This is a genomic window from Romboutsia sp., from assembly GCF_051659545.1.
GTDB lineage: Bacteria > Bacillota > Clostridia > Peptostreptococcales > Peptostreptococcaceae > JBOFOR01.
The window spans coordinates 1-15,409 of the sequence record NZ_JBOFOR010000040.1 but is presented as its reverse complement, the minus strand read 5'-3'; the positions used below and the strand labels follow the sequence as shown (position 1 = coordinate 15,409).

Annotated in this window: 13 protein-coding genes, 1 pseudogene and 1 other annotated feature; all 14 genes and pseudogenes read left to right on the top strand. The window is 34.5% G+C overall.

From position 1 onward, the window contains the following. Positions 1 to 143 (top strand): annotated as a pseudogene (gene tuf, locus ACRC03_RS02305) (elongation factor Tu); the annotation flags it as partial. 208 nt (positions 144 to 351) lie between these two features. Beyond that, positions 352 to 501: a 50S ribosomal protein L33 gene (rpmG, locus tag ACRC03_RS02300; protein WP_003421192.1), complete on the top strand. Its 150-nt coding sequence runs from the start codon at positions 352 to 354 to the stop codon at positions 499 to 501. A 24-nt stretch (positions 502 to 525) separates the two neighbouring features. Then, positions 526 to 747, top strand: coding sequence for a preprotein translocase subunit SecE (secE, locus tag ACRC03_RS02295; RefSeq protein ID WP_438650935.1), 222 nt, complete (start codon positions 526 to 528; stop codon positions 745 to 747). A gap of 15 nt (positions 748 to 762) precedes the next feature. After that, positions 763 to 1,305 carry a transcription termination/antitermination protein NusG gene (nusG, locus tag ACRC03_RS02290; RefSeq protein WP_438650934.1) on the top strand — a complete coding sequence of 181 codons (543 nt, stop codon included), beginning with the start codon at positions 763 to 765 and terminating at the stop codon, positions 1,303 to 1,305. Between the two features lie 43 nt (positions 1,306 to 1,348). Continuing rightward, on the top strand, positions 1,349 to 1,774 hold the full coding sequence (gene rplK, locus ACRC03_RS02285) for a 50S ribosomal protein L11 (protein ID WP_438650933.1): 426 nt from the start codon (positions 1,349 to 1,351) through the stop codon (positions 1,772 to 1,774). Positions 1,775 to 1,851: 77 nt separating this feature from the next. Beyond that, positions 1,852 to 2,550: a 50S ribosomal protein L1 gene (rplA, locus tag ACRC03_RS02280; RefSeq protein ID WP_438650932.1), complete on the top strand. Its 699-nt coding sequence runs from the start codon at positions 1,852 to 1,854 to the stop codon at positions 2,548 to 2,550. A 52-nt stretch (positions 2,551 to 2,602) separates the two neighbouring features. Then, positions 2,603 to 2,734, top strand: a sequence feature (ribosomal protein L10 leader region). Positions 2,735 to 2,780: 46 nt separating this feature from the next. Then, complete coding sequence (gene rplJ / locus ACRC03_RS02275) at positions 2,781 to 3,284, top strand: 50S ribosomal protein L10 (protein ID WP_438650931.1); 504 nt, start codon at positions 2,781 to 2,783, stop codon at positions 3,282 to 3,284. A gap of 85 nt (positions 3,285 to 3,369) precedes the next feature. Further along, the gene (gene rplL / locus ACRC03_RS02270; RefSeq protein ID WP_438650930.1) at positions 3,370 to 3,729 is read left to right on the top strand and encodes a 50S ribosomal protein L7/L12; all 360 of its coding nucleotides are present in this window, start codon (positions 3,370 to 3,372) and stop codon (positions 3,727 to 3,729) included. 318 nt (positions 3,730 to 4,047) lie between these two features. Continuing rightward, positions 4,048 to 7,779, top strand: coding sequence for a DNA-directed RNA polymerase subunit beta (gene rpoB, locus ACRC03_RS02265; RefSeq protein WP_438650929.1), 3,732 nt, complete (start codon positions 4,048 to 4,050; stop codon positions 7,777 to 7,779). A 43-nt stretch (positions 7,780 to 7,822) separates the two neighbouring features. Next, on the top strand, positions 7,823 to 11,311 hold the full coding sequence (rpoC, locus tag ACRC03_RS02260; protein ID WP_438650928.1) for a DNA-directed RNA polymerase subunit beta': 3,489 nt from the start codon (positions 7,823 to 7,825) through the stop codon (positions 11,309 to 11,311). A gap of 297 nt (positions 11,312 to 11,608) precedes the next feature. Then, positions 11,609 to 12,031, top strand: coding sequence for a 30S ribosomal protein S12 (gene rpsL, locus ACRC03_RS02255; RefSeq protein WP_438650936.1), 423 nt, complete (start codon positions 11,609 to 11,611; stop codon positions 12,029 to 12,031). Positions 12,032 to 12,151: 120 nt separating this feature from the next. Then, positions 12,152 to 12,622, top strand: a complete 471-nt coding sequence (gene rpsG / locus ACRC03_RS02250) for a 30S ribosomal protein S7 (RefSeq protein ID WP_438650927.1) — start codon at positions 12,152 to 12,154, stop codon at positions 12,620 to 12,622. Positions 12,623 to 12,674: 52 nt separating this feature from the next. Beyond that, positions 12,675 to 14,741, top strand: coding sequence for an elongation factor G (fusA, locus tag ACRC03_RS02245; RefSeq protein WP_438650926.1), 2,067 nt, complete (start codon positions 12,675 to 12,677; stop codon positions 14,739 to 14,741). A 91-nt stretch (positions 14,742 to 14,832) separates the two neighbouring features. Continuing rightward, a partial coding sequence (locus ACRC03_RS02240; RefSeq protein WP_438650925.1) for a GTP-binding protein occupies positions 14,833 to 15,409 on the top strand: 577 nt, incomplete at its 3' end.

The window sequence follows — 15,409 nt, the reverse complement described above, 5'->3', positions numbered from 1 at the left end:
TAGAAATGGTTATGCCAGGAGATAACGTAACAATGTCAGTAGAGTTAATAAACTCTATAGCAGTTGAAGAAGGATTAAGATTCGCAATAAGAGAAGGTGGAAGAACAGTAGCATCAGGTGTTGTTGCTTCTATAGTAGAGTAATCTCTTATACAGAATTATTATAAAAAAAGAGAGGGGTTATAGCTCCTCTTTTTTTAACTTGAGAAATACAAAAACATTGACATGAATATTATTTTGTGATAACTTATACAAGGTAATGATTTAGGAAGGTAATAGTACATTAACACTAGATTAAGGTACTATATCAATATATATATATTAAGTATAAACAAAGTTGGAGGTGTAGCAGATGAGAGTTAAAGTAACTTTAGCGTGTACAGAGTGTAAGCAAAGAAACTACAACACTACTAAGAACAAGAAAAATAACCCAGACAGAATAGAATTACAAAAATACTGTAGATTCTGCAAAAAGCATACTACTCATAAAGAAACAAAATAGTTTTTTATAAGGATGTGAGTTAAGGTGTCTGCTCAAGCAAATCAAGGTGTAAAAACTAAGAAAAGATTTAGTTTGGTTTCATATGTTAGGGAAACGAAATATGAATTACAAAGAGTTTCGTGGCCTACAAAAAATGAATTATTAAAAAACACAGGCGTGGTTTTAACTGTAGTTATTTCGTCTACTATATTAGTATGGGTTTTAGATAGTGTATTATCTGGTACACTAGGTCTTATACTAAAATAAAAAGGAGAAAACGATATGTCAGAGATACAAGAACCAAAATGGTATGTTGTACATACCTATTCAGGACATGAGAATAAAGTTAAAGCTACTATAGAAAAAGCAGTAAAAACAAGAAGTATGGAAAACTATATAACACAAGTAGTTGTTCCTACTGAAGAAGTAGTTGAAACTACTAAAACAGGAAAAGAAAAGACTAGACAACGTAAAGTATTTCCAAGTTATGTCTTAGTTAAAATGATAATCACAGATGAATCTTGGTATGTTGTAAGAAATACTAAGGGGGTTACTGGGTTTGTTGGACCAGGTTCTAAACCAGTAGCATTAAGTGATGAAGAAGTTAAAACTATGGGCATAGGCTTAACTGAACCTAAAGTGGCAAATGGAACTATCGACCTAGAAATAGGGGAAACTGTAGAAGTTTCGAGAGGTCCGTTTGGTGGTCAAGTAGGTACAGTTGAAGAAATTAACTTGGAAAGCAAAGAAGTAAAAGTGTGCATAGACGCATTTGGCAAGAAAACTCTATTTATTGTAGAGTTTGATGGAATACAAAAAATTTAATTACTATATTTAAAATATAGAAAAGAAACAAGGAGGTCCGCAAATGGCTAAAAAAGTTATAGGTCAAATAAAGTTACAAATACCTGCAGGTAAAGCTACACCGGCTCCACCAGTTGGACCAGCATTAGGACAACACGGTGTTAACATAATGGGATTCACAAAAGAATTCAATGCTAAGACTGCAGATCAAGCTGGAATGATAATACCAGTTGTTATAACTGTATATCAAGATAGATCATTCTCGTTTATAACAAAAACTCCACCGGCTGCAGTATTATTAAAGAAAGCTGCTGGTTTAGACTCTGCGTCTGGAGAACCAAATAAGAAGAAAGTTGCTAAATTATCTTCTGATGAAATAAGAAAAATAGCTGAATTGAAAATGCCTGACTTAAATGCTGCATCAGTAGAAACTGCAATGAGCATGATCGCTGGTACTGCAAGAAGTATGGGTATCGTTGTAGAAGACTAATTTTTAATAAAAGTTAGACACTTCGTATAGAAGTGGGAGGTTGAAAGACCGAAAAATACCACAAGGAGGACATGAAAATGGCTAAAAAAGGAAAGAAATACGTAGAAGCTTTAAGTAAAGTTGATAGAACTAGATTATATGATGCTACAGAAGCTTTAGGAGTAGTTGTAGAAGTTGCTACTGCTAAGTTTGATGAGACTGTAGAAGCACACGTTAAGTTAGGTGTTGACTCAAGACATGCTGACCAACAAGTAAGAGGTGCTGTTGTATTACCACACGGAACTGGTAAAACTAAAAAAGTTTTAGTTTTTGCTAAAGGTGAAAAAGCTAAAGAAGCTGAACAAGCTGGAGCTGACTTTGTAGGAGCTGAAGACTTAGTTAAAAAAATACAAGGTGAAAACTGGTTTGATTTTGATGTAGTTGTTGCTACTCCAGATATGATGGGTGTAGTTGGTAGATTAGGTAGAGTATTAGGTCCTAAAGGTTTAATGCCAAACCCTAAATCAGGAACAGTTACATTTGATGTAACTAGAGCTATAGATGAAATAAAAGCTGGTAAAGTAGAATACAGATTAGACAAAACTAACATAATACACGTTCCAGTAGGAAAAGTATCATTTGGTGCTGAAAAATTAACTGAAAACTTTGCTGCATTAATGGATGCTATAGTAAAAGCTAAGCCATCTGCAGCTAAAGGACAATATTTAAAAAGTGTAACAGTTACTTCTACTATGGGACCTGGAGTTAAGATAAACCCAGCTAGAATAGCAGAATAATAAAAATTGTTGACATAAATAAATAAAAATGTTAATATAACAATTGTTCATATAAAAAAGAATAGATTTGCCGTAGACAGTAGGTGCCGTAAGGCTTAAAATCCCTACCGAGGTTTTAGATAAATTGAAATTACTAAAGCTTTTGTTGTCCACTTTTGACCTCAAAAGCTTTTTTAAATGATATTGCGGCGAATACTAAACCTAAATTAGGTGAGGAGGTGCACAATTAGATGAGAAAAGCTATAGAACTTAAATCAGGAGTTGTTTCTGAAATAGTTGAAAAGTTACAAAAATCTTGTGCTGCTGTTGTAGTTGACTACAAGGGATTAACAGTTGAAGAAGTAACTGAATTAAGAAAGAAAATGAGAGAAGCTGGTGTTGAATACAAGGTATACAAAAATACTTTAGTAAGAAGAGCAGCTCAAGAAGTTGGAATAACTCAATTTAACGATGAGTTATTAGTTGGAACTAATGCGATAGCATTCGGATACGAAGATCCTGTTGCTCCAGCTAGAATATTAAAAGAATTTATGGATACTCATCCAAAAATGCAATTAAAGATGGGAATAGTAGAAGGAGAATTCTACAACGAAGCTCAAATAGTTGAGTTCGCTAATATACCATCAAGAGAAGTTCTTCTTGCTAAGTTACTTGGAAGCTTAAAGGCTCCAGTATCAAACTTCGCATACTTAATAGATGCGTTAGTTAAGAAACAAGAAGGTCAAGAGGCTTAATTGTCAATTTAGAAAAGTTAGATAAAGTTATTTAAATAACTTAATTAAATTAAAAATTAATGAAAAAAATTCGGAGGTGCTAAAAATGACAATAGAACAAATATTAGAAGCTATAGAAAACATGAAAGTTTTAGAATTAAATGAATTAGTTAAAGCTGCAGAAGAGAAATTTGGAGTATCTGCTTCAGCTCCAGTTATGATGGCTGGTGCTGGTGCTGCTGCTGCTGAAGAAAAGACTGAGTTTGATGTAGTATTAAACAACGCTGGAGCTTCAAAAGTTGGAGTTATAAAAGCTGTTAGAGAAATAACTGGATTAGGATTAAAAGAAGCTAAAGAAGTAGTTGACAATGCTCCTAAGGCTATAAAAGAGGGAGTTTCTAAAGAAGAAGCTGACCAAATGAAAGAAAAGTTAGAAGCTGCTGGTGCTTCAGTAGAAGTTAAGTAATTTCTTTTTAAAAAAAAGATGTCCTTTAGGACATCTTTTTTACATGTATGGAAATTGTATTACAAATGGATTTTTATACTAAAAGAAGTACAAACTTCTTTTTTTTATGGAAAATTATTAAATTAAAAAAATATGTAAAAAAAATGGAATTTTAGTTTGGAATATTGTGCATAATAAATAATGCATATTTTGTGACGATAACTAAATAAAACAAAGAGTAAGTTACATATTGAAAAAAAGATGATATTATGATAAAATTATTAGATGCGTTAGAATGAACTATGGTTTTATTTTTAATTATTGAGAGGTGAGAAGTGAATGCCACATCCTGTCACGATAGGTAAAAGAACTAGAATGAGCTTTTCTAAGATAAAAGAAATAGCTGATGTACCAAATCTTATAGAACTACAAGTAGATTCTTATAAGTGGTTTATAGAAGAAGGGTTAAAGGAAGTTTTTGAAGACATTTCTCCAATAGAAGATTATACAGGTAATCTTATATTAGAATTTGTTGATTATTCTTTAGACAATAAACCTAAATATGACATAGAAGAATGTAAGGATAGAGATGCTACATATTGTGCACCTCTAAAAGTTAAAGTAAGACTTATAAACAAGGAAACTGGAGAAATAAAAGAACAAGAAGTATTTATGGGTGACTTCCCACTAATGACTGAAAAAGGTACTTTTATAATCAACGGTGCAGAGAGAGTTATAGTAAGTCAGTTAGTTAGATCTCCTGGAGTTTACTATGATCAAGAAAGAGATAAAACAGGAAAGAGATTAATATCATCTACTGTTATACCAAACAGAGGAGCTTGGTTAGAATACGAAACAGATTCTAATGATATTATATCAGTAAGGGTAGATAGAACAAGAAAGCAACCTGTTACGGTTTTACTTAGAGCTTTAGGAGTAGGAACGGATGCAGAAATCATTGAACTTTTAGGAGAAGATGAAAGATTAGCTGCAACACTAGAAAAAGACAATACAAAAACAGTGGAAGAAGGTCTTATAGAAATATACAAAAAATTAAGACCAGGTGAGCCACCTACAGTAGAGAGTGCATCATCGTTATTAAATGCATTATTCTTTGATGCTAAAAGATATGATTTAGCTAAAGTAGGTAGATATAAGTTTAACAAGAAGCTCGCTTTATGTTATAGAATAATGAACAAGATATCAGCTGAAGATATAATAAATCCTGAAACAGGGGAAGTGTTTGTTAAAGCTGGTGATAAGATGAGTTATGAGTTAGCTAAAGACATACAAAATGCAGGGATAAATGTAGTTAGCTTATTAGTAGACGACGAAAAAACCGTTAAAGTTATAGGGAATAATTTCGTGGACATTAAGTCTCATATAGATTTTGACATAGATGAATTAGGAATAAAAGAAAAAGTTCACTATCCGACATTAAAAGAAATAATGGAAGAATATAGTGACGAAGAAGAAATAAAGGAAGCTATAAAATCTAGAATAAAAGAGCTTATACCAAAGCACATATTATTAGATGATATAATAGCTTCAATAAACTATCAATTCAATATATTCCATAGAATTGGGAATATAGATGATATAGACCATTTAGGAAACAGAAGAATAAGATCAGTTGGTGAGTTATTACAAAACCAAGTAAGAATAGGTCTTTCAAGAATGGAAAGAGTTATAAAAGAAAGAATGACTGTTCAAGATATGGAAGCTATAACTCCTCAAGCCTTAGTTAACATAAGACCTGTTTCTGCAGCTATAAAAGAATTCTTTGGTAGTTCACAGTTATCTCAGTTCATGGATCAAACAAATCCATTATCTGAATTAACTCATAAGAGAAGATTATCTGCATTAGGGCCAGGTGGGCTTTCAAGAGAAAGAGCTGGATTCGAAGTGCGTGACGTTCATCATTCTCACTATGGTAGAATGTGTCCGATAGAGACTCCAGAAGGGCCAAATATAGGTCTTATAAACTCATTAAGTACTTATGCTAAAATAAATGAGTTTGGTTTCATAGAATCTCCTTATAGAAAAGTTGATAAGGAAAATGGAAGAGTTACAGAAGAAATTCATTACGTAACAGCAGATGAAGAAGATTTATTCATAAGAGCCCAAGCAAATGAGCCATTAGAAGATGATGGTAAGTTTGTAAACAACAGAGTAGTTTGTAGAACTAAGAATGGTGCTGTTGAATTGGTAGCGACTCATAATGTTGATTACATGGATATATCTCCAAAACAAGTTGTTTCTATAGCGACAGCTATGATACCTTTCTTAGAAAATGACGATGCCAATAGAGCTCTAATGGGATCAAACATGCAACGTCAGGCAGTTCCTCTAGTTAGAAGAGAAGCACCAATGATAGGTACAGGAGTGGAATATAGAGCGGCTAAAGATTCAGGTGCAGTTGTAGTTGCTAATAATGCGGGTACAGCTGAAAGGGTAACGGCAGATGAAATAATAATAAAAAGAGAAGATGGAAATAGGGACAGATATAACTTACTTAAGTTTAAACGTTCAAACCAAGGTACTTGTATAAACCAAACACCAATTATAAGCAAAGGTGACCATATAGAAAAAGGTGATGTTATAGCTGATGGTCCTTCTACTGATCTTGGAGAAGTAGCATTAGGAAAAAACTGCTTTATAGCATTCATGACATGGGAAGGTTACAACTACGAGGATGCTATCTTAATAAATGAAAGATTAGTTAAAGAAGATAGATTATCAACAATCCATATAGAAGAATATGAATCTGAAGCTAGAGATACTAAGTTAGGACCAGAGGAAATAACTAGAGATATACCTAATGTTGGAGAAAGTGCTACAAAGAACTTAGATGACAGAGGTATAATAAGAATAGGTGCTGAAGTGGATTCAGGAGATATATTAGTTGGTAAAGTAACTCCAAAGGGTGAAACTGAACTTACTGCTGAAGAAAGATTACTTCGTGCGATATTCGGAGAAAAAGCTAGAGAAGTTAGAGATACTTCATTAAAGGTTCCTCATGGAGAATCTGGTATAATAGTTGATGTTAAAGTGTTCACTAGAGAAAATGGAGATGATTTATCTCCAGGAGTTAATGAATTAGTTAGATGTTATATAGCTAAGAAGAGAAAGATAACAGTTGGAGATAAGATGGCGGGTCGTCATGGTAATAAAGGGGTTATCTCGAGAATATTACCTGAAGAAGATATGCCATTCATGGAAGATGGAACTCCGATTGACATAGTTCTTAATCCACAAGGTATACCATCTCGTATGAATATCGGTCAGGTGCTAGAAGTTCATTTAGGACTTGCAGCTAAGACTTTAGGATGGCACGTTGCTACATCAGTATTTGATGGTGCAAAAGAGCATGATATAAGAAAAGCTCTAGTTAATGCTGGATATCCAGAAGATGGTAAATTGAATTTATATGATGGTAGAACAGGAGATACATTTGATAATAGAATAACTGTAGGTTACATGTACATGTTAAAACTACATCACTTAGTTGATGATAAGTTACATGCAAGAAGTACTGGACCATACTCTTTAGTAACTCAGCAACCATTAGGTGGTAAAGCGCAGTTTGGTGGACAGAGATTCGGAGAGATGGAGGTTTGGGCTCTAGAAGCATATGGAGCTGCTCACATACTTCAAGAAATACTGACTGTTAAATCAGATGATGTTGTAGGACGTGTTAGAGCGTACGAAGCTATAGTTAAAGGAGAAAATATCCCAGAACCAGGAATACCTGAATCATTTAAAGTTCTTATAAAAGAACTTCAAAGTTTATGCTTAGATGTAAAAGTATTAACAGAAGAAGATCAAGAAATAGAAGTAAGAGAATCTCTTGAAATAGATGATACAACTGGTGAATTTGAACTGGATATTATAGACAATGTAAAAGAACTGGAAGAAAATCATATAATAGAAGAAATAGACGAAATTGAAGAATCAGATGATTTTGAAGGTGGCGTTGAAGTAGAAACAGATAATACAGATAACACAGATTTCGAGGATGATGTAGTTTACGAAGAATTGAACTACGAGGACGAAGATTTTGATGTATAAATTTTTTATTAGTGTAAATATCAAATAGAAGGGAGAGAACTCCTTGTTTGAATTAAACAATTTCGAGTCGATAAAGATAGCATTAGCTTCTCCGGAGAAGATAAGACAATGGTCTAGAGGAGAAGTAAAAAAACCAGAAACAATAAATTACCGTACATTAAAACCAGAAAAGGATGGTCTATTCTGCGAAAGAATATTTGGACCTCAAAAAGACTGGGAATGTCACTGTGGTAAATACAGAAGAGTAAGATATAAAGGTGTAGTTTGTGATAGATGTGGAGTGGAAGTTACTAAAGCAAAGGTAAGAAGAGAGAGAATGGGACATATAGAGCTAGCGGCTCCTATGTCTCATATATGGTACTTCAAAGGTATACCAAGTAGAATGGGACTTCTACTTGACATGTCACCTAGATCTTTAGAAAAAATACTATACTTTGCTTCATATGTAGTAATTAATTCAGGAGAAACTGGGTTAAATGAAAAGCAATTATTAACAGAAAAAGAGTACAGAACTGCTGTTGAAAAGTATGGATATGATACATTTACAGTAGGTATGGGAGCGGAAGCTGTTAAACAATTATTACAAAATATAGACCTGGAAAAAGAAAGTAAAGAGCTAAGAGTTGATCTTAAAGAAAGTACAGGCCAAAAAAGAGTTAGAACTATAAGAAGATTAGAAGTGGTAGAAGCTTTCAAAAAGTCTGGAAATAAGCCAGAGTGGATGATAGTAGATGCTATACCGGTAATACCTCCAGATTTAAGACCGATGGTACAATTAGATGGGGGAAGATTTGCAACTTCTGACTTAAATGACTTATATAGAAGAGTTATAAACAGAAATAACAGATTAAAGAGATTATTAGAGCTTGGAGCACCTGACATAATCGTAAGAAATGAAAAGAGAATGCTTCAAGAAGCTGTAGATGCTTTAATAGATAATGGTAGAAGAGGTAGACCTGTAACAGGACCTGGTAATAGACCGCTTAAGTCTTTATCAGATATGTTAAAAGGGAAGCAAGGACGTTTCCGTCAAAACTTACTTGGTAAGCGTGTTGACTACTCAGGGCGTTCAGTTATAGTTGTTGGACCAGAACTTAAATTCTATCAATGTGGTCTTCCTAAGAAAATGGCACTTGAATTATTCAAGCCATTTGTTATGGATAAATTAGTTAAAGAAGGATACGCACATAATATAAAGAGTGCTAAATCTATAGTAGAAAAAGTTAAACCAGAAGTATGGGATGTTCTTGAAGATGTTATAAAGAGTCATCCGGTATTATTAAACCGTGCTCCTACTCTTCATAGATTAGGTATACAGGCATTTGAACCAATATTAGTCGAAGGTAAAGCTATAAAGCTTCACCCGCTTGTGTGTACTGCATACAATGCCGATTTTGATGGTGACCAGATGGCGGTTCACGTTCCTTTATCAGTTGAAGCTCAAGCTGAAGCAAGATTCTTAATGTTATCTGTAAATAACATACTTGCTCCTAAAGATGGTACTCCGATAACTACTCCTTCTCAGGATATGGTTTTAGGGTGTTACTACTTGACGATTGAAGCTCAAGGTGGAGAAAAAGGAACTGGTATAATATTCAAAGATTTTAATGAATTATTACTTGCGTACCATAATGAAGCTGTTCAACTTCACTCATTAGTAAAAATGAAAGTTGTTCTTAAAGATGGAAGAAGTTCGTTAGTTGAAAGTACAGTAGGTAGATTCATATTCAATGAAAATATACCTCAAAATTTAGGGTTTGTTGACAGAGAGCAAGATCCGTTTGGGTTAGAAATAGACTTCTTAGTGGACAAAAAAGCTCTAGGTAAAATAATAGACAAATGCTTTAGAAAGCATGGAAATACTGACACTGCAGTATTACTTGATCACATAAAAGCATTAGGATTCAAGTACTCTACAAGAGGTGGTATAACAGTTGCGGTTGCAGATATGAAAATACCTGAAGCTAAAAAAGGTTATATAACTGCTGCTGAAGAAAAAGTTGATAAATATGAAAAAGCATATAGAAGAGGTTTAATTTCTAACGAAGAGAGAGAAGAAAGAGTTATAGAAACTTGGACAGAAACTACTGAAAAAGTTACAGATGCTCTTATGGAAGGTCTAGATAGATTAAACAACATATATATAATGGCTCACTCTGGAGCCAGAGGTTCTAAAAATCAGATAAGACAGTTAGCTGGTATGCGTGGTCTGATGGCTAATGCATCTGGTAAAACAGTTGAAGTGCCAGTTAAATCTAACTTCCGTGAAGGTTTAACAGTAATGGAATACTTCACATCTTCACATGGTGCTAGAAAAGGTCTTGCCGATACAGCACTACGTACTGCCGATTCAGGTTATTTAACAAGAAGACTTGTTGATGTCAGTCAAGATGTTATTGTAAGAGATGTTGATTGTGGAACGGTAGATACAACAGAAATCTTTGCAATTAGAGATGGAAATGAAATCATAGAAGAATTATATGACAGAATAGTAGGAAGATACACTATAGAGGCTATAGTAAATCCTAATACTGGAGAAGTTCTAGTTGATGCTGATGCTATGATACAGGAAGATGATGCAGAACAAATCATAAATGCAGGTATGGACAAAGTTAGAATAAGAACTGTTCTTAATTGTAATACAAACCATGGAGTTTGTTCTAAGTGTTATGGAAGAAACTTAGCTACAGGTAAAGAAGTTAATATAGGTGAGGCTATTGGTATAATAGCTGCTCAATCTATCGGTGAACCGGGTACACAGCTTACGATGCGTACATTCCATACAGGTGGGGTTGCCGGAGGAGATATAACACAAGGTCTTCCAAGGGTTGAGGAACTATTTGAGGCTAGAAAGCCAAAAGGTTTAGCTTTAATAACTGAAATAACGGGTAGAGTTGAATTAGATGAAACTGGTAAGAAGAAAGAAATAGCTATAGTACCAGAAACAGGTGAAACTGAAATCTATGCAATACCATACGGTTCAAGATTAAGAGTTAAAAATGGTCAAATGGTAGAAGCTGGAGATCCTTTAACACAAGGTTCTTTAAATCCTCATGATATTGTAAGAGTAAAAGGTATTGGTGGGGTTCAAGAATATATAGTTAAAGAAGTTCAAAGAGTGTATAGAATGCAAGGGGTTGACGTTAACGATAAGCATATGGAAGTTATAGTAAGACAAATGCTATCTAAAGTTAAGGTTGAAGATCCAGGAGATACAGATTTATTACCAGGTGGATATGAAGATGTACTAACGTTCACTAAATGTAATGAAGAAGCTGTAGCTCAAGGTTTAAGACCTGCGGTTGCCAAGAGAACATTACTTGGTATAACTAAAGCTTCTCTTGCAACAGAATCATTCTTATCAGCTGCTTCATTCCAAGAAACAACAAGAGTATTAACAGAAGCTGCTATAAAAGGGAAAGAAGACCATTTGATAGGTCTTAAAGAAAATGTTATAATAGGTAAGTTAATACCAGCAGGAACAGGTATGAAGAGATATAGAAACATAGCTGTAGAAAAAATAGAAGAGTAAAAGCTAAAGAGATGCAAAGAAATCTTGACAGTAATTAGCTCTGGTGATAAAATGTAAAAGTGTGCAAATGAAAGTCTGCTAAGAACATTAAAAGTTCTTAGTGACTTTTAGATGTACTTTTAATAAATAGAACTAGCAGGCACCAAACTGCAAAGCGCTAAAACCACATGAAATGTGTGTTAATAGACATTTAATTGTAAAGTAACAGAAGTTACAAAAAAAGACAATCAGTATATGCAAATACTGATGTAGTTGGCGATCATTAAGATCGAAAATTTGGAAAAGGAGGTGCAGATGATGCCAACAATTAACCAATTAGTTCGTAAAAACAGACAAGCGATAGAAAAGAAATCTACTGCTCCAGCACTACAAAAGGGTTACAATTCTTTACACAAGAAAGCTACTGATTCAAGTGCTCCACAAAAAAGAGGGGTTTGTACTTCAGTAAAAACAGTTACTCCTAAGAAACCTAACTCGGCTTTAAGAAAAGTTGCGAGAGTTAGATTAACTAATGGTATAGAAGTTTCTGCTTATATACCAGGAGAAGGACACAACTTACAAGAGCATAGTGTTGTTCTTATAAGAGGAGGAAGAGTTAAAGACCTTCCAGGGGTTAGATACCACATATTAAGAGGTACATTAGATACAGCAGGTGTTGATAAGAGAATGCAATCTAGATCTAAGTACGGTGCTAAGAGACCTAAAGCTGCAAAGAAGTAAAAACTAACAATTGATTATAGTGCGGTGCTTTAAATATATATAGATATTTATGGCATCACGGCATTTGATTGATGTCGAGTACCTATGATTTAAGATTAAATAATTAAGGAGGGAAGCAAAATGCCAAGAAAAGGTAATGTTCCAAAGAGAGAAGTGCTAGCTGATCCAATGTACGGAAGTAAGGTAGTTACTAAATTAATAAACGGTTTAATGTTAGATGGAAAAAAAGGGAAGTCTCAAACAATAGTATATGATGCTTTCGCTTTAATAGCTGAAAAAACTGGTGAAAATGCTTTAGAAGTTTTCGAGAAAGCTATGGATAACATAATGCCTGTTTTAGAAGTAAAGGCAAGAAGAGTCGGTGGAGCTAACTACCAAGTGCCAATAGAAGTTAGACCTGAAAGAAGACAAACTTTAGGTTTAAGATGGTTAGTAAACTACACTAGAGCTCGTGGAGAAAAAGGAATGGTTGAAAAGCTAGCAAAAGAAATAATGGATGCAGCTAACAACACAGGAGCTACAGTTAAGAAGAAAGAAGATACTCACAAAATGGCAGAAGCTAATAAAGCATTTGCTCACTACAGATTCTAATTGTAGGATATATAGAGAGATACCTTAGAGGGATATCGTAAGGAGGAGAACCATGGCTAGAAAGTTTCCTTTAGAAAAAACTAGAAATATAGGAATCATGGCTCATATAGATGCAGGAAAAACTACTACTACAGAGAGAATCCTATTCTATACAGGGCAAACTCATAAGATAGGAGAAACTCATGAAGGAGCTTCTCAAATGGACTGGATGGAGCAAGAGAAGGAGAGAGGTATAACAATTACTTCTGCTGCTACTACTGCTACTTGGAAAGAACATAGAATAAACGTAATAGATACTCCGGGTCACGTTGACTTTACAGTTGAAGTTGAAAGATCTCTAAGAGTACTTGATGGTGCAGTTGCTGTATTCTGTGCAAAAGGTGGAGTTGAACCTCAATCTGAAAATGTATGGAGACAAGCTGATAACTATGGAGTGCCTAGAATGGCTTTCGTAAACAAGATGGATATCATGGGTGCGGACTTCTACAACGTTGTTCAAATGATGAAAGATAGATTAGCTGCTAACGCTGTGCCAGTACAATTACCAATAGGTAAAGAAGATTGGTTAGAAGGTGAAGTTGACCTTGTAAATATGTGTGCTCACATATACAAGGATGATTTAGGAGTAGAAATAGTAACAACTGAAATACCGGAAGATATGAAAGAATTAGCTAATGAGTGGAGAGAAAAGCTTGTAGAAGCTGTTGCTGAAACTGATGAAGAGTTAATGATGAAGTATCTTGAAGGTGAATCATTTACAACAGAAGAAATAAAGGTTGCATTAAGAAAAGCTACTATAGCTTGTGAAATCAACCCGGTATTCTGTGGTTCAGCTTATAAGAATAAAGGTGTTCAGTTCTTATTAGATGGTGTTGTCGATTACTTACCAGCTCCAACTGATATAGCTGCTATAAAAGGTGTATTAGAAGATGGTGAAGAAGCAGAAAGACATTCTTGCGATGAAGAACCATTCTCAGCTTTAGCATTCAAAATAATGACTGACCCATTCGTTGGGAAGTTAGCATTCTTCAGAGTTTACTCTGGAGTAATATCAAGTGGATCTTACGTTCTTAACTCTACTAAAAACAAGAGAGAAAGATTAGGACGTATACTACAAATGCATGCTAATACTAGAGAAGAAATAACAGAAGTATATGCAGGGGATATAGCTGCAGCAGTAGGATTAAAAGAAACTACTACTGGAGATACATTATGTGATCAAGCGCATCCAATAATACTTGAAACAATGGAATTCCCTGAGCCAGTTATATCTGTTGCTATAGAACCAAAATCAAAAGCTGCTCAAGAAAAGATGGGTGTAGCTCTTCAAAAGTTAGTTGAAGAAGATCCAACTTTCAGAGTTAGAACTGATGAAGAAACAGGACAAACTATAATATCTGGTATGGGTGAATTACACTTAGAGATAATAGTTGATAGATTATTAAGAGAATTCAAAGTTGAAGCAAATGTTGGTGCTCCGCAAGTTGCTTACAGAGAAACTATAACTCAACCAGTTGATATAGAGTACAAGTACTCTAAGCAATCAGGTGGTAGAGGACAATACGGTCATGTTAAGATAAGAGTTAACCCTCAAGAACCAGGTGGTGGTTACAAATTCGAAAACAAGACTGTTGGTGGATCTGTACCTAAAGAGTATGTTGGACCGACTGACACAGGTATCCAAGGTGCTATGGCATCTGGTGTAGTTGCAGGATTCCCAGTTGTTGACGTTGCTGTTGAATTATATGATGGTTCTTACCATGATGTCGATTCATCAGAAATGGCATTCAAAATGGCTGGTTCAATGGCGATGAAGGAAGCTCTAAGAAAAGGTAATTCGATATTACTTGAGCCATACTTCAAAGTAGAAGTTGTTACTCCTGAAGATTACATGGGAGACGTTATGGGTGGATTAAACTCTAAGAGAGGTTTAATACAAGGTATGGAAGCTAGATCTGGTGCACAAATTATAAATGCATTCGTTCCACTTTCAGAAATGTTTGGATACTCTACTGAGTTAAGATCATCTACTCAAGGTCGTGCAACTTATACAATGATATTTGACCATTATGCACAAGTTCCGGCTTCTGTTGCTAAGAAAATAGCTGAAGGAAAATAATAATTAATAATAATTATTAAAATAAATTAAACTTAAAGTAAGGTGAGGTTATCCTCGCCTTACATAAAAATATACAGGGAGGTATTTCAAAATGGCTAAAGCTAAATTTGAAAGAAATAAACCACACGTTAATATAGGAACTATAGGACACGTTGACCACGGTAAAACTACATTAACAGCTGCAATAACAAAAACATTATTCGACAGATATCAATTAGGAGAAGCAGTAGACTTCGCTAATATAGATAAAGCTCCAGAAGAAAGAGAAAGAGGTATAACTATCTCTACTGCTCACGTTGAATATGAAACTCCAAACAGACATTACGCTCACGTTGACTGTCCAGGACATGCTGACTACGTAAAGAACATGATAACAGGTGCTGCTCAAATGGATGGTGCTATATTAGTATGTTCAGCTACAGATGGTCCAATGCCTCAAACAAGAGAGCATATATTATTATCTAGACAGGTTGGGGTACCTTACATAGTGGTATTCTTAAACAAATGTGATGTAGTAGATGATGAAGAGTTATTAGAGTTAGTTGAAATGGAAGTAAGAGACTTATTAAATATGTACGAATTCCCTGGCGATGACACTCCAATAATCCAAGGATCTGCTTTAATGGCATTACAAGATACTTCTTCAGTATGGGGAGATAAAATAATAG

Coding starts and splice junctions, on each gene's coding strand:
- rpmG (WP_003421192.1), top strand. CDS start 352: ATGAGAGTTAAAGTAACTTTAGCGTGTACAGAGTGTAAGCAAAGAAAC.
- nusG (WP_438650934.1), top strand. CDS start 763: ATGTCAGAGATACAAGAACCAAAATGGTATGTTGTACATACCTATTCA.
- rplK (WP_438650933.1), top strand. CDS start 1,349: ATGGCTAAAAAAGTTATAGGTCAAATAAAGTTACAAATACCTGCAGGT.
- rplA (WP_438650932.1), top strand. CDS start 1,852: ATGGCTAAAAAAGGAAAGAAATACGTAGAAGCTTTAAGTAAAGTTGAT.
- rplJ (WP_438650931.1), top strand. CDS start 2,781: ATGAGAAAAGCTATAGAACTTAAATCAGGAGTTGTTTCTGAAATAGTT.
- rplL (WP_438650930.1), top strand. CDS start 3,370: ATGACAATAGAACAAATATTAGAAGCTATAGAAAACATGAAAGTTTTA.
- rpoB (WP_438650929.1), top strand. CDS start 4,048: ATGCCACATCCTGTCACGATAGGTAAAAGAACTAGAATGAGCTTTTCT.
- rpsL (WP_438650936.1), top strand. CDS start 11,609: ATGCCAACAATTAACCAATTAGTTCGTAAAAACAGACAAGCGATAGAA.
- rpsG (WP_438650927.1), top strand. CDS start 12,152: ATGCCAAGAAAAGGTAATGTTCCAAAGAGAGAAGTGCTAGCTGATCCA.
- fusA (WP_438650926.1), top strand. CDS start 12,675: ATGGCTAGAAAGTTTCCTTTAGAAAAAACTAGAAATATAGGAATCATG.